The 15335-nt window shown below is 68.0% G+C and carries 11 protein-coding genes and 5 pseudogenes; 8 read left to right on the top strand and 8 right to left on the bottom strand.

Annotated elements, in window-relative coordinates; translation table 11 throughout:
- Positions 1–6 precede the first annotated feature (6 nt).
- The 3 genes and pseudogenes from ABZ904_RS35060 to ABZ904_RS35050 form a co-directional block, all read left to right on the top strand.
- Positions 7–1635, top strand: coding sequence for an ISAzo13 family transposase (locus ABZ904_RS35060; RefSeq protein ID WP_361827967.1), 1629 nt, complete (start codon positions 7–9; stop codon positions 1633–1635).
- Positions 1636–1756: 121 nt separating this feature from the next.
- A complete protein-coding gene (locus ABZ904_RS35055) occupies positions 1757–2209 on the top strand; it encodes a hypothetical protein (protein WP_359411891.1) in 453 nt (150 codons plus the stop codon).
- A gap of 124 nt (positions 2210–2333) precedes the next feature.
- Positions 2334–2574 (top strand): annotated as a pseudogene (locus tag ABZ904_RS35050) (transposase); the annotation flags it as partial.
- Between the two features lie 567 nt (positions 2575–3141).
- Here the strand turns inward: ABZ904_RS35050 and ABZ904_RS35045 are convergent.
- Both ABZ904_RS35045 and ABZ904_RS35040 read right to left on the bottom strand, forming a co-directional pair.
- Positions 3142–3570, bottom strand: coding sequence for a protein phosphatase (locus tag ABZ904_RS35045; RefSeq protein ID WP_361827964.1), 429 nt, complete (start codon positions 3568–3570; stop codon positions 3142–3144).
- Between the two features lie 68 nt (positions 3571–3638).
- Positions 3639–4369, bottom strand: a pseudogene (locus ABZ904_RS35040) (IS630 family transposase); the annotation flags it as partial.
- 1063 nt (positions 4370–5432) lie between these two features.
- Between ABZ904_RS35040 and ABZ904_RS35035 the strand changes: the two are divergent.
- Positions 5433–6757 (top strand): annotated as a pseudogene (locus ABZ904_RS35035) (helix-turn-helix transcriptional regulator).
- Positions 6758–6770: 13 nt separating this feature from the next.
- Here the strand turns inward: ABZ904_RS35035 and ABZ904_RS35030 are convergent.
- The 5 genes from ABZ904_RS35030 to ABZ904_RS35010 all read right to left on the bottom strand — a co-directional run bounded on the left by ABZ904_RS35030 (position 6771) and on the right by ABZ904_RS35010 (position 12872).
- Positions 6771–7304: an NUDIX hydrolase gene (locus tag ABZ904_RS35030; protein ID WP_359410819.1), complete on the bottom strand. Its 534-nt coding sequence runs from the start codon at positions 7302–7304 to the stop codon at positions 6771–6773.
- Between the two features lie 1241 nt (positions 7305–8545).
- Positions 8546–9493, bottom strand: coding sequence for a PfkB family carbohydrate kinase (locus tag ABZ904_RS35025; RefSeq protein ID WP_359410820.1), 948 nt, complete (start codon positions 9491–9493; stop codon positions 8546–8548).
- The gene (locus tag ABZ904_RS35020; RefSeq protein WP_359410822.1) at positions 9493–10995 is read right to left on the bottom strand and encodes a cytosine permease; all 1503 of its coding nucleotides are present in this window, start codon (positions 10993–10995) and stop codon (positions 9493–9495) included. The genes ABZ904_RS35025 and ABZ904_RS35020 overlap by 1 nt, the downstream gene beginning before the upstream one ends.
- 120 nt (positions 10996–11115) lie before the next feature.
- Positions 11116–12120, bottom strand: a complete 1005-nt coding sequence (locus ABZ904_RS35015) for an ADP-ribosylglycohydrolase family protein (RefSeq protein WP_359410824.1) — start codon at positions 12118–12120, stop codon at positions 11116–11118.
- Between the two features lie 20 nt (positions 12121–12140).
- Positions 12141–12872, bottom strand: coding sequence for a GntR family transcriptional regulator (locus ABZ904_RS35010; RefSeq protein ID WP_361827960.1), 732 nt, complete (start codon positions 12870–12872; stop codon positions 12141–12143).
- 596 nt (positions 12873–13468) lie between these two features.
- Here ABZ904_RS35010 and ABZ904_RS35005 point away from each other — a divergent pair.
- The 3 genes and pseudogenes from ABZ904_RS35005 to ABZ904_RS34995 form a co-directional block, all read left to right on the top strand.
- Positions 13469–13726 (top strand): hypothetical protein, encoded by a 258-nt coding sequence (locus ABZ904_RS35005; RefSeq protein ID WP_361827957.1) that lies wholly within the window; start codon positions 13469–13471, stop codon positions 13724–13726.
- Complete coding sequence (locus ABZ904_RS35000) at positions 13723–14094, top strand: fic family toxin-antitoxin system, toxin component (RefSeq protein WP_361827955.1); 372 nt, start codon at positions 13723–13725, stop codon at positions 14092–14094. Before ABZ904_RS35005 ends, ABZ904_RS35000 begins: the two co-directional genes overlap by 4 nt.
- 304 nt (positions 14095–14398) lie before the next feature.
- A pseudogene (locus tag ABZ904_RS34995) lies at positions 14399–14672 on the top strand (IS5/IS1182 family transposase); the annotation flags it as partial.
- A gap of 31 nt (positions 14673–14703) precedes the next feature.
- Here ABZ904_RS34995 and ABZ904_RS34990 read toward each other — a convergent pair.
- Positions 14704–14823, bottom strand: a pseudogene (locus ABZ904_RS34990) (sulfite oxidase-like oxidoreductase); the annotation flags it as partial.
- 47 nt (positions 14824–14870) lie between these two features.
- Between ABZ904_RS34990 and ABZ904_RS34985 the strand changes: the two are divergent.
- On the top strand, positions 14871–15299 hold the full coding sequence (locus ABZ904_RS34985) for a hypothetical protein (protein ID WP_361827952.1): 429 nt from the start codon (positions 14871–14873) through the stop codon (positions 15297–15299).
- The last annotated feature ends 36 nt before the right edge of the window (positions 15300–15335 follow it).

Below are 15335 nucleotides of genomic sequence, written 5' to 3'. Positions count from 1 at the left end.
TGTGGTATGCGTATCCCGGATGAGACTCGCGACCAACTGGCCGTGAAGTTTGCGGTGTTGCTTCCACATCTGGACGAGCGGCAGCGACGGCTGTCGATGGCCGCGGAGGCCCGGGGCCTGGGACACGGCGGTGTCCGAGCCGTGGCGCAGGCCGCTGCGGTCAGTGAGACGACGGTCCGCAAGGGCGTGTTCGAACTCGAGTCCGGTGAGGGGCCTCTGGGGCGGGTGCGGCGTCCGGGCGGGGGTCGCAAGCGGGTCGCGGATCTCAATCCGGGGCTGCGGCCGGCACTGTTGTCGCTGGTTGAGCCGGATGTGTGGGGTGACCCGACGTCTCCGCTGCGGTGGACGGTGAAGTCCGCCTGCACGCTTGCGCAGGAGCTGACCCGGGCCGGGTACCGCGTCAGTGCCGACACCGTCGCCGCCCTGCTGCGCGAGGAGGGGTTCAGCCTGCAGGCCAATGCCAAGACAATCGAGGGCAGCCAGCACCCGGACCGGGATGCCCAGTTCCGCTATCTCAACGAGCAGGCCCGCGATCACCGGGACGCCGGCCAGCCGGTCATCAGCGTGGATACCAAGAAGAAGGAACTCGTCGGCGAGTTCAAGAACAACGGCCGCCAGTGGCAGCCGACGGGCGGGCCAGTGCCGGTGAACGTGCATGACTTCGCCGACCCGCAGCTGGGCAAGGCCGTCCCTTACGGGATCTACGATCTGGCGGCAAACACCGGCTGGGTCAACGTCGGCACCGATCACGACACCGCGGTGTTCGCGGTCGAGTCGATCCGCCGCTGGTGGCACGGCCAGGGCCAGGCCGCCTACCCGCAGGCGACACGGCTGCTGATCACCGCCGACGCGGGGGGTTCCAACGGCTACCGCACCAGGGCCTGGAAACTCGAACTGGCCCAGCTCGCCGACGAAACGGGACTGACCATCACCGTGTGTCATCTACCGCCCGGCACATCGAAGTGGAACAAAATCGAACACAGGCTCTTCTCGCACATCACCATGAACTGGCGTGGCCGCCCGCTGACCAGCCACGAAGTCATCGTCCAGTCCATCGCCGCGACCACCACTCGCACCGGGCTGCGCGTGAGTGCCGCCCTCGGCACCAACACCTATCCCACCGGAGTCCGTATCGGTGACGCGGAGATGGCGGCACTGCCGCTGACCCGGCACGCTTTCCACGGCGACTGGAACTATGCCCTGCACCCGCAGCCCCGCCCGGCCGTCCCGGTGGCGTCGGCTCCACATGAGCCGACCCCGAAGTGGGACCAGTCCCTGCTCTGCGATCCCGCCCTGACCGGCATGTCCCGGCAACAACTGAACAACCTCACACAGACTTTGGCCCCCGACGGCGATGTCCGGCGCGGCCGTCCGCCCCGGCTCGCCTTCCCCGAACAGGTCCTGGCCACCGTGCTCCATCTGCGGGTCGCCCTGGCCGCGGAACCTCTCGCCGTGCTGTTCGGCAGCAGCCGCGCCGCGATGCACCGCACCCTCCTCAAGAACAGGAAACTGTTCGAGGCACACGGCATCGTCATCCCGCCCGCGACGACGCCACCCGTCGTCCTCGCGGCCCTCCAAGCTCGAGTCCTCGCCCGAACCGGCGAGCCCCACAACAAGATCAAAAGGATGTGTTAATGATCTGCAAGCCCTTAGTCGTGCATTACCTCTGGACGGCATGAGACGCCTACGTCACTCTTACCCTCGCGCCCAGACGGGCGAGGTCAACACGTGCGCCACCAAGCGAGGGGATCTCAGCATGTTTCGTACCGCAGCGAGGCGTTGGGCACGCGCACTGCTCGTGCTCGGCTTGGCCATCGGAGGCGTGACCGCCACCGCCCCGGCCTCATACGCCGGATCGAGCTGCACGTATCCCCTCTGCTCAGAGACCTACAACAAGAGCGCGTATTCGGCATACGTCATCCATGACTGGTGCGGCACCTCAAATTACTTCTACTCGAACACTCCGCCCTGCGGAGTGAAGAGTAGCGACTACTATCTGCAGCCGGGTGCGCACACCGACTCCCACCAGGACTGGGACGGCTTCCGGGTCGACGCCTATTGGTGCTACAAGGTTCAGTGGTATTCCGTGCTCGTGGGCTGGGAGGGCACGTCCACCTACGACCGTCGCGGCAACTCCGTCGCCGAGTATGTACGGGTCCACAATGACGAGACCGCGTACATCCTCTCGCAAAGCACCAGCAGCTGCTGATCGGCGACCGTCGAGGTGGCGCGAGGACTGAGTGCCTGGCGAGGGATCTAGGGTGCGTATCGGGTCGTGATAAATCTGCGGGATTCGCTCTCGCGGTGAGTCGTGATCCGGTAGATCGTCTTGCGTGACACGACGGCGTCTGACAGACGCAGAGTGGGAGTTCATCGGGCCGTACTGCCGATCGGCAGTACGGCCCGGACCCCGGGCGGCTACGGCAGCAGCTCGAGGGCGTGATTTGGCGATTCAAGACCGGCGGGCAGTGGCGGGAGATGTCGCAGGAGTTCGGTGCCTGGTCGACCGTCCACAATCGCTTCCGGCAGTGGCGGGACGCGGGGGTCTTCGAGACCCTGCTGGAGCGCCTGATCAACAAGCTGAAGGCCTGGCGGGGCATCGCCACCTGGTACGACAAGACTCCGGACAGCTACCTCGTCGGCCTGCACCTGCGCGCTTCGATGATCTGAATCAAAGACCTTACCCGGACCGCAGATTGATCACGACGCGATACGCGCCCTAGGCCTCGCCACCTGCCTGATCACCCACAGACACGTCCAACGCCTTTGTTAGGACCTCTAAGCCGGAGCTCGAACGACTCGGGCGGATCAAGAGGTCGCCGTACGACGGGCTCGCACCACCAACACCAACGAGCGATCACGCGACGGGTGTTGACGTGGTGGCGGCCGCGAAGGAACCGAGCGTCACTGCTCTATGCGGAGGCATCAACGCCGTGTTCGCCGAAGGTATCCGCCCGGTGCCCACGCGACCGCCGGACCGTCCGCCGCTCTGATGCGAGGAGTCAGTCGCCGGGCAACGTTTAGACATCACGGTCCAGTTCGAACAGCACCGCAAGGCTCACAGCTCCTCGTGGCACCGTTAGCAAGGAATTAGGTTCGCCGGGTTGGTGCGGCGGCCGGGATCGGCCGTGGATGAGGTGCCTACTTGAAGCGGGAGACGAAGCGGCGTTGCCAGGGTGTCTCTACGGCGCGTGATACGTAATGCTCGCGGACGTAGGCGACCGCCTCGTGGCTGGGTACCCCATCGAGCACGGCGATGCAGGCCAGGGCCGTGCCGGTGCGTCCGTTCCCCCCGGCACAGGCGATCTCGACACGCTCGCCTTCGGCGCGCGTCCATGCCTCGCGCAGCGCATCAGCGGCTGTTGTGCGGTCGGACGGCAGCCAGAAGTCTGGCCAGCGAAGCCAGCGAGCCTCCCAGGCGACGGAGGGCGGCTCGTGGCCCAGTAGATAGAGCGCGAAGGTGGGCAGCGGCCCTGCGGGAAGGGGTCGTCTGAGTCCTCGACCGCGAACGAGCCGACCCGATGGAAGTCGCAGTACGCCCGCGGCCGCGGGTCCCCAGGCTGTGGTCACGGAATGAGCGTAGTCCTCCTGTTCTACTGGCCTATTAGCCGGAATCGGGGACGTCACCGGGCTGATGATCAGGCAGTGAGGGCGGGCCTGCCGCACCAGCGGAGGCCTTTCTCGCTGCGGATGCGGGCGCGCTCCCTGTGTTGGGCGGCGAGGACGTCGGGGTGGCGGGCGTTGGCATTGCGCCAGCGCAAGTAGCGGTGCAGCGCGCGGGTCTGGACGGTGTGGTTGGCGTGTTGAGAGTTGGCGAGCGTGAACTGTCGCAGTGGTCCGAAGTGGGTCTCAATTGGGTTGGCCCAGGAGGCGTTGGTCGGGGTGAAACACAACTCGACCTTGTTTTCCTTCGCCCACCGGCGGATCTTGGTGCCTTTGTGGGCGGACAGATTGTCCAAGATGAGGTAGATCGGGGCACCGTCGGGGCGGGCGGCACGGATCGACTTCAGTGCCGCCAGGGTGTTCACGGCGCCCTTGTGGCGGCGGTTGACGCCCCCCACAGGGTGTCGTCGCCGATCGAGTAGCAGCCGTGGAAGTAGGTCACGCCGTGGGTGCGGTGGTAGGTCGCGGGGAGCCGCTCCTGCTTGCCCTGCTTGCCCTGCTTGCCCTGCTTGGTCCAGCAGGTCCCGGCGGTAGGGCGGATGCCGAGCGGCCCGAATTCGTCGAAAGCGAACGTGCGGTCCGGGAAGTGCTCCAAGACGTACTCGATACGGTCAAGCTTGGTGTCGTAGTCGGGGTCGGCGGACTCTTTCCACGTCTTGGTGCGCTGGAAGGTGACGCCACGTCGGGCGAGCAGGCAGCGCAGGGCCCAGCCCGCCTAAAGCAGCGGTTTCGTCACAGAGGCCTCCATGGCCAGCGCATCGAGCATCTCGCTGCTCCGCCGATGCCGAGTGTCTGATCGGCACTGAGGTACTGCGCAAGGGGAAGCGGTACAGTTGGCGATCACTCAGCAGTGACATAGAAGGCGCACGACGATGCAGTCTTCATCGAGCTCGTCAAGGTAGGCCGTGGATTGGCGAGCGTAGGCGGCAGAGGGGTCCTCGCCGGGCAGGAAGTGAGCAAGCGGTTCTGGCCGGCCAGCCTCGATCCACTGCCCCTCCAGAGTGAGCAGGGCGGTAGCTGTAAGGGCTCGTGCCGCTGCAAGGTCCAAGTCGACTTTGGGGTCCCGTGTGAAGCGAGAGATCGGGTCGCTGTTGGGTCCAAAGACCCACATGCCAAGGCTTGGGTAGCGCTTGCGGGCGGAGTGGTGGGTCAGCGCGTACCAGGGGCTGCGCTTGGTGTTCCGTGACAGCCTGTTCTCGCGAGTACTCGGCGGGGTTGGTGTGGTGGCGCTGCAAAAACGCAGTCAGGGGCTCGGCAGGAGGATAGTCGGCGACCAGGCGTGCAAAGTCCTGTTGTTCAGCCTGCCAACGGGCTTGGGCCTGGGCCATGGCGCCGGCCTTGGTCACTTCGAAGTCTGGGAGGCCTCGTGGCCCGCCGTCGCACCGCAGAGGTTGGCGGGGACGCGGTTGGCCAGACGGATAGGTCGCCTCGCAGATCAGACGCGGGTCACCGTCGTTTTCCGGTCTGACGACGAAGCGGTGTTTGGCCTGCTCCAGTACGTCGGCGTTCACGGCCAGGTGACCCGCGCCGGGGGGCTCGAACTTGCGGAGTGGGACGATCTGCATCCCCTCACTGTGAGCGTGCACCGGCCCCGATCCGCCGGGCGACACCTCTTCGGCAGCAGCCGTGAACTGTTCGTTCGCCATGCTCAGAGCATCGCGATCGCGGGATCCCTGCAGAAAGGTCCGGCTGGTTACCCAACTTGGGTAACCTCACCCGCAAGTGACAATGAGCGACGTTGGGTAATCTTCAGCCGTGGGAGCATCGCCATGACCGAGCCGTCCCGGCCGCCGGAACTTCCTGCCAGGCTGCTCACCGACCCGGAGATGCTCGACGCATGCCGCGTTCGCGATTTCGCGCGCGTATTCCGTCTGATCAAGATCCACGCTGGGATCTGACCCTCGATGATCGCCCGGCGCTGCGACCTGACGCCCAGTCGAGTCGGCGAAGTGATTTCGGGCAGGCGCCAGTTGGTGCACATCGACGTCATCGAACGAGTGGCAGACGGACTGCGGATCCCCGGCCACATGCTCGGGCTGGCACGACGTTCCTGGGAGACACCCGTGGCTCTGGCCACGGCCGAGCGCGAACCATCCGCTGCGAAAGAGCCGACGCTCGAGGCGGAACCCGCCGCGGCCCTACTTGGGCGGAGGTAGACAGCTTTCTCCCGCTGACCACCCAAACTAGCCCAAGCCCCTCCACTCTCCAGGCGCTGCGCGCTTCGATCGAGGACTACTGGCGTCGAGACGACCAGCACGGGGGCGAAGCGTTACGGCCGGCAGTGGTCGGCCAACTCCGCTACGTCATCGACCTCCTGAAGGAGACCCGCTGGGAGCCCGTCCAGAGGGAGCTGTACGCGGTCGCAGCCGAGTTAGCACGCCTCACGGGCTGGGCGCACTTCGACGCCCGCCAGTACGGCCAGGCCCGTTCGTACTTCGGTGAGGCCCTGCAGCTGGCCAAACAGATCAACGACCAGCAGTTCATGGCCAACGTCCTGGCATGCATGAGCCTCCAAGCCACCTACCAGGACAAACCCGTAGACGCGCTCGCCTACGTCAGCGCTGCCCAGGACGAGGCGCACGCAGTGCCTGGAATCACCCCACGCGTACGGTCGATGCTGGCCATGCGGGAAGCGTTCGCCCAAGCCACTCTCGGCAACCGAACCGCCACGCATGCGGCGATCACAGAGGCGCACCGCCAGTTCGAGCGCATCCAAGGGAGCGACGCTGACCCGCCCTGGGTGGCCTACTTCGACGGGCCCAAACTGATCGTGGACACCGGCATCGCGCACGGACGCCTGGGCGAGGCAGACACAGCCGAGCCGCTGATCGCCGATGCTCTACGCAGGGAGAACAGCATCAACCAGCGAGGCCACGCATTCCACGCGTTCTGGCTGGCTCGCACCCAGCTTCAGCAAGGAAAGCTGGATCAGGCATGCCGCACCGCCACAAAAGCCGTGGAAAAGGCTTCAGCAGTTGCATCCCAGCGGGTGACGGGCCACCTCAGGGAGTTCTACGACCAGTTGGAGCCGCACAGAAGAGAACCCGCAACTGCCGTGTTCGAGGCTCGCCTACGAGAACTGCTCACAGTGTGAGGCGAACGGCACTTCAGCGGATCGCCTCATCCATGAGCACATACAACAGCCCGACAAGCGACCCGCTGCTCACGATCTCACGGCGATCAATCATTGCCCGTACGTCAGCCAGAGGGATCCACTCAACACGATCCGACTCGTTCTTCTCCGTCGGCTCACCAACGTACGTCGCCCCATCGGCGCGAAAGAGGTGATGCTGCGAGTCCGTGATCCCGTTGGCCGGCTCGGCGTAGATCAGCGGCTTGAGCGGCCCTGGACGCCAACCCGTCTCTTCGAGAACCTCCCGAGCTGCGGCCTGTTCTGGGCTCTCCCCGTCCTCGATCAGCCCCATCGGCAGCTCCCACGCCCACGCGTCCGTGATGAAGCGATGCCGCCACATCATGAGCACCTCACGGTGATCATTTACCACGGCGGCTACAGCCAGATGCCGCAGACGTACCACATGGTGCTCCCAACGGCGTCCGTCCGGCTGCTGGACGTCCGCCAGACACAGGTTCACCCACTGGTTCGTATAGATCTGCCGTTCGCCATGGGTCCTCCACTGCATGAACGCGGCCCCTATCGTCTCCTGCCTCCAGGATTGCAGAGCGAATGGACCATCGGGCCGATGCGTCGATCGCCGTTGCCAGTGCAGAGGACCTCGTTCGCGAAAGGAGTATCCGGCCGCCTCTGCGTCAGCGGGGAGAGCGGGACAGGCAGGTGGCCCTTGGAGATGGTTGGCACCGGAACTCCCCAGCTGGGGCCGGGACGATGACCAGCTGCGCCAAGCGTTGATCTTGTCCCACGGACAACATGGCTTCGCGGATGAACACCTGCAGTGGTACCCAACGCGCCATTTCCGAACAGGGGAAGTCGTCGTCGTCTGTCGTCGTTGGCTGCCCTTGGACGGCCCAGAGACAGCCTCGGAGGGTGCCGGATCGCGGCCCTCGACGCCAGAGCCCGGTGATAGGAGCGAGGTGCGGCGAGTGCTGCTCTGACCAGTGAACTGTCCACGTGGGCGTATCGCGGGTTACCCATCCACCGGCCACCGCGCTCGCCGCGGCCCGGCGGAGGACTGGCAGGATGTCGGCACGAGCGCATGTCAGAGCACTCGCCCAGCCAGCGGGTGATCATGCTGGTGAGGGCGGCATCTGCTTGGGGCATCGCGTGGTGGACCCAAAGGAGTCCGGCGGTGGTGGCGCAGGCGGAGGCGGCCGTCTCGCGGCCAGGGTGCGGTGTCGCGCGTCCCATGACCGTAGTCAGGAGAGAAGTGCCGCGTTGACGATCGCACATGTCGAAGCAGGCCTTGGTGACCGTGACGGCGAGCACGGCGTCGTCGATGTCGTGCGCGGCGAGTTACTCGAGGATCTCCCACGCTGTGTCGGTGTCGCTGACTGCTACCAGCGGGGTGACTCGGGCCGTGGTGTGCCTGATGGATCCCATGGGGTCTGTCGCCAGTGCGAGCAGCGCTCGGGCGACTTCTGGGCTGTACTGCTCTGGAACGCTGGCGAGTTGGCCCTAGGTGGCGGGCTTGGTGGACCAGGCGGGAGACTGCCGATACGCCCGGCGGTGCGTTCACGGGGATACGGTGCGAGCTCGGGCAGGGTGCCCGTCTGGTGGGCACGCAGGTCGAGGGTCTGTTCCAGCGCGCCGACCAGGTCACGGAAGGGCTGGGTGCCGCCGAGGGCCGCAGCGTCGGCTTTGCCCGGGCGCGGTGAGGCTGTAGCGGGGCAAGCTGCTCTGCTGGGGAAGGGACGTTTCGAGTGCCGATGAAGGAGGCGGTGAGGGAAACGTCCCTTCCCCGGATTCCTAATCTGGGCCAGGGCGGGTGATGACCGTGTCGATCTCGTCCGCGGTTGGTGCGGTCGCGGGTCCTTGCCGGGTGACGGCGATGGCAGCGGCGACGTTCGCGCGGCGGGTCGCGTCGAGCAGGTTGGTGCCGCGTGCGAGGCAGGCCATGAGGACGCCGGTGTGTGCGTCGCCGGCACCGTTGGTGTCGACCGGGGTGATGGCGTGCGCGGGCACGTGCCGGACGCCGATGTGGTCGGCGACGTAGGTGCCGCGGCCGCCGTCGCGCACCAGCACCGCCGCCGGCAGCAGGCCGGCGAGCGCTTCGGCGAGCTCGGAGGGCGCGGTGCGCTCGGGCACTGTGCGCGTGAGCCGGCCGAGTGTGAGGCCCGCCTCGCGGGCGTTGAGCGTCCAGACGGTGGCCCGGGCCGTGATGGCCGCCCATGCCGCCTCGGGGATCTCGGTGAGCAGGGGAGCGGGGTCGAAGACGACAGCCGTCTGCGGGTCGATGGTGGGCAGCCAGCCGGTCAGCGATGCGCCGTTGGTCGGGTGCCGTAGGGAGTACCCGGTGACGTAGACGACGTCGTCGGGTCGCACGGCGACGGCGTTTAGGTGCTCGGGTGTCACCTGCCCCTCGGCGCCGAGTGCCGAGACGAAGGTGCGCTCGGCGTCGACGTCGACGATCGCGACGCTCACTCCGGTGTCGAGGTCGGCGACCGGTGGGCTGGGTGCCGCGATGCGCTCGGCCTGGAGGGCCGAGTGCACCTTGTCGCCGAAGGGTCCGGTTCCGACGGTACCGAGGTAGACGACGTCGGCGCTGTCCCGCGCGGCGGCGGCCATGACATTGAAGCCGCCGCCGGCGGTGAGCTCGAACTGGTGGGCGTAGATATCGCCGCCGACGGGCGGCATCGCGGGCACGCGCATGACGAGGTCGACGATCGCCTGCCCGGTGTGCAGTACGCGGCCCATCAGCGCTGCCCCGTCCGTTCCGTGGTGCGGGACCCGCCGAGGGCGAGGTAGCCGAGGAACGCGACGGCGAACGTCACGAGCCAGCCGAGCCCGTTCTGGCCGATCCAGGTGCCGTGCCACGCGCCGGTGAACCAGGGCCCGTCGGCAGGGCCGGCCTGGGTGAACAGGTAGCCGACGACGATCGCCACGGCCCAGCAAACGACGGCGCGCCACTCCGCTCCGGCGTGGTACCAGTACCGGGACCGGGGAGCGAGGTCGAGCAGGTCGTCGTCGCCGTAGTCGTGGCGGCGGAGCAGGTCGGCGATGAAGACGCCGACCCACGCGGTGATCGGGACAGCGAGCAGGATGATGAAAGAGATGAAGGGGTCGTAGAAGTTGTCGGCGATGAGCATGAAGTAGATAGAGCCGAGCGTGGTGACGACGACGTCGACGACGACGGCGTACACCCGCCGGATCGGCACGCCGAGGGTCAGGGTGGTCAGGCCGGCCGAGTACACCGACATGTGGTTCGAGACGAGCAGCCCGCCGAAAGCGGTGACGAGGTAGATGACCGACATCCAGGCCGGCATGACATCGGTCAGTGCCGCGACGGGACCGTTGGCGGCCGCCGCGAGCTTGGAGTCGCCGGACCCGAGCACGCCGCCGAGCGAGATGAGCAGGACGAGCGGGACGCCGGCGCCCGCCGCGGCGCTGGCGACCAGACGGGTGCCGCGCACCCGGTCGGACTGGTAGCGGGACATGTCGGCTCCGGCGTTGGCCCACCCGATGCCGGTGCCGCCAGCGATGGTCCCGATACCGGCGATGAGTGCGGCTGTCGAGCCCGCCTTCGTGGCGGTGACTGCGGTCCAGTCCACGTGCGTGAGCAGGTACACGGCGACCACAATGTTCAGTGCGCCGAAGATCCAGGTGGCCCACTTCTGGATGACCAGGAGCGTGGCGTGGCCGAGGCCGGAGACGGTGACGGTGCAGGCGACGAAGATCAGGATGCTCACTACCGCGATGACGGGCACGTCCTTGGCGTTGCTGCTGGTGCCGAAGAAGATCCCGCACAGTGCGGTGAGCGCGAACGCTGCCGTCGACGTGTTGACGGTCTCCCAGCCGAGCCGGGACAGCAGAGACACGAGCGTGGGGCCGATGTTCCCGCGTACACCGAAGACGGCGCGGGAGAGCGTCAGGCTGGGGGCATGGCCGCGCCGGCCGGCGATCGAGATGACGCCGACGAGCGCGAACGAGCCGAACGACCCGATCGTGGCCGCGAGGATTGCCTGCCAGAGGTTGAGGCCGCTCTGGATCAGGGCGATGCCGAGCGGCAGACCCAGGATGGAGATGTTGGCTGCGAACCAGGCCCAGAACAGCTGCAGTGGGCGGCCGTTGCGCTCGGCGGGCGGAACTGGCTCGATGCCGCGCTGCTCGATGTGCCCGAGGCGCGGCCGCTCCTGGAGGGCGGCTGCGGTCGGTGAGCCTGTCGCCGGGCCCTGGGGCACGGCACTAGATTGGGTCACGACACTCTCCTTTGAGTTCGCGAGCGCGGCGTCGAGGGTCGAACCGGGCGCCGTCGCCCGTGTGGGGCGTTGTGTTCGGGTCCGCCGGGTCTTGCCCGGCCCGGCGGGACCTGGTCGGAGTCAGCGGAGCCGTTCGTGTCGAAGGGCGAGCAGGCCTTCGACGAGGGGTTCCGGCTTCAGGTCGTTGACGGTCAGGACCTGGCCGACAACGTCGCTGGGCCACGCGGCCATTCCGTGGTGCGCGCCGAGGATCGCGCCGGCGATCGCCGCGATCGTGTCGGTGTCGCCGCCGACCTGTGCCGCGAGGCACAGGGCGTGGAAGGGGTCGTCCGCGAAGCGTGTGGCCAGCGCAAACGCGGCGGGCACGGATTCCTGCGAGGCGACCGACGTGCCGACAATCTCGTAGAGGGCGTCGAGCACGTCGGCCTCTGGGAGGCCTGTGACCAGCTTGACCGCCCACCGAATGCGGGCGGACACGGAGCCGCCGGCGACCCAGTTGCCGACGTGCTCCAGGGGCGCGGCGGCGTCAGCCGCGGAGCGGGCGCCGTCGAGTACCGACAGGCCCGGGGCGTCCAGGGCGCCGGAGACGGCGGCTGCGACCGCCGCGGCCGCGCTCAGCCCGAGCCCGGTGTTGTGCGTGAGTCGCGACGCTTCGACGACGGCCTCGGGCAGCGACCCGTCCGTGCTCGGGAAGGCGATGCCGACCGGGGTGATGCGCATGGCGGCCCCGTTCGTGGTGCCCCGGTCGCCGGGGTCGTCCTGCGGCCCGGCGCCGGCCTGGATGGCCGCGATCGCGGCCTTGGTCGAGGGGCCGAGCAGGTCGAGCGACCCGCGGTCCGCCATGCCCTTCTCCCAGGCCGCCAGCGCATCGGCGAATTCGGCCGGTGCGATATGACCGCGCCCGGCGATCAGCAGCCTGGCGACGAGGACCGCCTGCTCGGTGTCGTCCGTGACCGACCCGGCCCGCATGGACGGGGCGATGGGCTGGTCGGCCACAGCGTCGCGCAGCCCGGTGATGCGGCCGTAGGTGGTGGCGATCCGCTCGCGGCTCATCGACTGCGTGGGCATCCCCAGCGCGTCGCCGATGGCCAGACCGACGAGGGCGGCGGTGGCTCGGTCAGTCACGGTCTCGAGGCTCGGCCTCGTCACAGTGTGCCTCCAAAGTTGATGACGATACGGAAGTGGTCCGGTTCCAGGAGCGCCGTCACGTGCTCGACGAACCCGCCGTCCGCATCGAACGATGTGCGGGCGGTGCCCAGGAACGCGCATCCCTCGGGGCGGTTGAGCACGCGGGCGTGTTCGGCGTCGAGTCGGACGAGCCGCACCTGCTGGCTCCCGCTGACTGGGCGTATCCCGGCCCGCTGTAGCGTCGCCCAGATCGATCCGTCGATCAGGCCCGTGACGGGCAGATCGGCGAGAATCCCGGTGGCCGGCAGGAACGACGACTCGTAGGAGACGGCGGTGCCGTCGTGGAGCCTGCGGATCCTGCGGACCCGGACGGCGTGGGCGGCAGCCTGGGCCGCGTCCGTCAGCGCCTCGGGCGGCAGGGCCGTCGCGTCCCAGGGGACAGAAGCGATGTCGAGGACCTCGGTGGTGATGTCGCTCCCAGCGCTGCGCAGGGCGCGCGCCCACCCGAGTGACTGGTCCAGGGCCACCCCGTCGAAGGTCACGAACGAGCCGATGCCCGAGCGGGTCGCGATGAGGTTGCGCTGCTGGAGTTCGTGGAGTGCCTGGCGGATCGTCCCGCGCGAGACGGCGAAGCGTCGGGCGAGCTCGTTCTCGCCGTCCAGTTGGTCGCCCGGCTTGAGCTCGCCGCTGCGGATGGCCCGGGCGAGAGTCTCGACGATGCGGGACCGCTTGTGTGCTCCGATAGACATGTACAGTACCTGTACACCCATTCTTCAGGTGTGTCCAGAGGTGGTGACGCCGGGTGGGGTGGTGGTCGACCTGGTGTGTTGCTGATTGGTTGAGAGGAGGGGTGAGGTTTCCGATACGTCCGGCGGTGCGTTGGTGGAGGTAGGGGGCGTGGCCGGGAGGGTGCCGGGTTTGTGGTGGGTGAGGTCGAGGTTGTTTTCGATGTGGTGATGACGTCGCGGAACGGTTCGTGTCGGCCGAGGCGGGCGGGGGAGACGCCGCAGTCGATGAGGGGGGCGCGTCCGGCGAGCTGGGCGCCGCGGGTGCCGGAGAAGAGGGGTGTGTCAGTGACGTCGATACCGGCGTAGATGATGGTCTGCGGCGATACTCGCCTTGCGCCACCAGATCACGGTGCTGGAACGCCAACTCGGCAAGAGCAGAGTCCGGTTCACCCCCGGCGACCGGGCGTTCCCGGCAGCACTCCTCGATCGGCTGCCGTACGACGCCGCTTCGCCGCCCACTCCGCCTCGCGCGTGCCACTGGCAATAGACGGGGTATTCCTGACCTGGCGCCTGAGGCCGTCCTTCCCCGGCTGCTACCACCCTGCTACCGTGGGTGTATGTCCACCTCGAAAAAGCAGACTCAGGTCCGCCTGGAGCCCGACGTGCTCGCCGCCGGCAAGGAAGCCGCAGCGGCTCGTGGCCTCGACTTCAACCGATACGTCGAGGTTCTCATCGTTGAGGACACCACTGGCGCCCGCGCCGCCGGCATGGCCGCCGCCCAGCGCGTCATCGATCAGCACGGCGCCTTCCTCGACGACCTGGAGCAGCAGTACGACGCCCCGTACGGCCAGCAGCACCCGGGTGCCGCCGCATGATCCTCCACGTCGACGAGTCGTGGATCCTGGAAGTCGCCGAGCGGGCTGGCCACAGTGACCCGGGCGTCGATGACTACGGAGTTCCCGTCTCCGCAGTCGCCCGCCACCGCGGCGAACTCCTCGACCACCCTGTCTACGACGGCCCCTACGCCCGGGCCGCCGCTCTCGTACATAGCCTGGGCCGCTGCCGCTGGCTGGAGCGCTCCAACCTCACCGTCGCCTGCGCGGTGGCCGCTATGTATCTCGAGGCCAGCAACATCCCCGTCAGTCCGACCCGCGAGCAACTCACCGCGCTCGCCCACGAGCTACACAGCCCCCGCTGCACCGTATCCCGGATCGCCGCCATGCTGCGGACGTGGAAGCCTTGATCCCGGGACCGACCCGCAAGCAGCGCTGACTCCGGATTTGACCGGGGCGTAATCAGCGGGGATGGCCGCCCGGCTGCTGCTGTTGCGTACGGGGTGGGCTTCGTGCTGGCTGGCCTGGTGCATGGCGGCCGTCGCGGGTGGCTCACGGCCCGAGGAAGTCGATGACCGACCAGGCGACCAGGTCCAATGCCAAGGCGGATCCCAGCGCACTGACGTTGCAGTTCCGGCATGTCCACGGCCTTATCGATCGTGCCGCGGAGGGCGTCCAAACACGACTCCCCGTGCTCGCCCCAACCATTGCCGCCTGGACGATTTGGGGCCGTTACCCGACGACGTCACCGTGCACCTGGACGCCGGCTACGACTCGGACAAGACCCGCACTCTGCTCAACGAATGCGTTGGCACGTCGAACGCACCCACGCCTGGCAGAACGCCTTCCACCGGCTCACCGCTGCGACGAGCGCCGGGCCATGGTCATCGACGCCTTCTTCGACCTCGCCGACACGATCATCACCGCGCGCAGCCTGATCCGGCGGGCATGGACCACTCACCGCTGGGACGGACGCCCGAACCGCCGAGCACGACCGTACGCCTATCCGCGCGACCTCTTATCCGCGGTGTGGGCCCGGCCGAAAGATCCGGAAAGCCCGTGCTCTCGTACTGTCCGGGTGGCAGCTTCCTGTCCGCGGGCGGCCGTCGGCCGTGGAAACCGCGCGAGATGAGCGCCATGCTGGCCGTCCATTGCGGAGCGCCCCAGTACGGTGTAGTCGAAGGGCATGACCGTCCTCGGAACCGGGATGCGCGCGGGCATCGTCGCCGGTGTGCTCAGTGGCGTGCCGTCGACGGTGCACGCCCTGGCCACGCGGCGCGATCCGCTGGCGGCGACCCGCGCGGCCGGATCGCTCCTGCTGCCGGACGAAGCACGCTCGTCGCGACTGCTCGCTGCCGCAGTCCCCGTCCACTTCGGGCTCAGCGTGGGCTGGGGCGTGGCGCTCGCGGCCGTGCTGCCGCGGCGGGCGACCACCGCGTGGGGCGCGCTCGCCGGACTCGCCATCGCCGCGCTTGACCTGAGTGTGCCGGGCAGGCGTACCGCCCAGATCCGTGCGCTGCCACGGTGGCCGCAAGTGGCGGACCATCTCACCTACGGCGTGATCGCCGCTGCGGCGGTGGCCACCGCACATAACGAGGAACACCGGGTCCTCTGACCTAGCACCGCGGCGTCTCGCCCGTGATGAGGTACT

Origin of the sequence: Streptomyces sp. NPDC046900 (assembly GCF_040644975.1) — a bacterium.
In the GTDB taxonomy this organism is placed as follows: Bacteria; Actinomycetota; Actinomycetes; order Streptomycetales; family Streptomycetaceae; genus Streptomyces.
The sequence above is the reverse complement of the archived record's forward strand: the minus strand, read 5'-3'. Positions and strand labels throughout refer to the sequence as shown.

Coding starts and splice junctions, on each gene's coding strand:
- ABZ904_RS35060 (WP_361827967.1), top strand. CDS start 7: ATGCGTATCCCGGATGAGACTCGCGACCAACTGGCCGTGAAGTTTGCG.
- ABZ904_RS35055 (WP_359411891.1), top strand. CDS start 1,757: ATGTTTCGTACCGCAGCGAGGCGTTGGGCACGCGCACTGCTCGTGCTC.
- ABZ904_RS35030 (WP_359410819.1), bottom strand. CDS start 7,304: ATGCAGTGGAGGACCCATGGCGAACGGCAGATCTATACGAACCAGTGG.
- ABZ904_RS35025 (WP_359410820.1), bottom strand. CDS start 9,493: ATGGGCCGCGTACTGCACACCGGGCAGGCGATCGTCGACCTCGTCATG.
- ABZ904_RS35010 (WP_361827960.1), bottom strand. CDS start 12,872: ATGTCTATCGGAGCACACAAGCGGTCCCGCATCGTCGAGACTCTCGCC.
- ABZ904_RS35005 (WP_361827957.1), top strand. CDS start 13,469: ATGTCCACCTCGAAAAAGCAGACTCAGGTCCGCCTGGAGCCCGACGTG.
- ABZ904_RS35000 (WP_361827955.1), top strand. CDS start 13,723: ATGATCCTCCACGTCGACGAGTCGTGGATCCTGGAAGTCGCCGAGCGG.
- ABZ904_RS34985 (WP_361827952.1), top strand. CDS start 14,871: ATGACCGTCCTCGGAACCGGGATGCGCGCGGGCATCGTCGCCGGTGTG.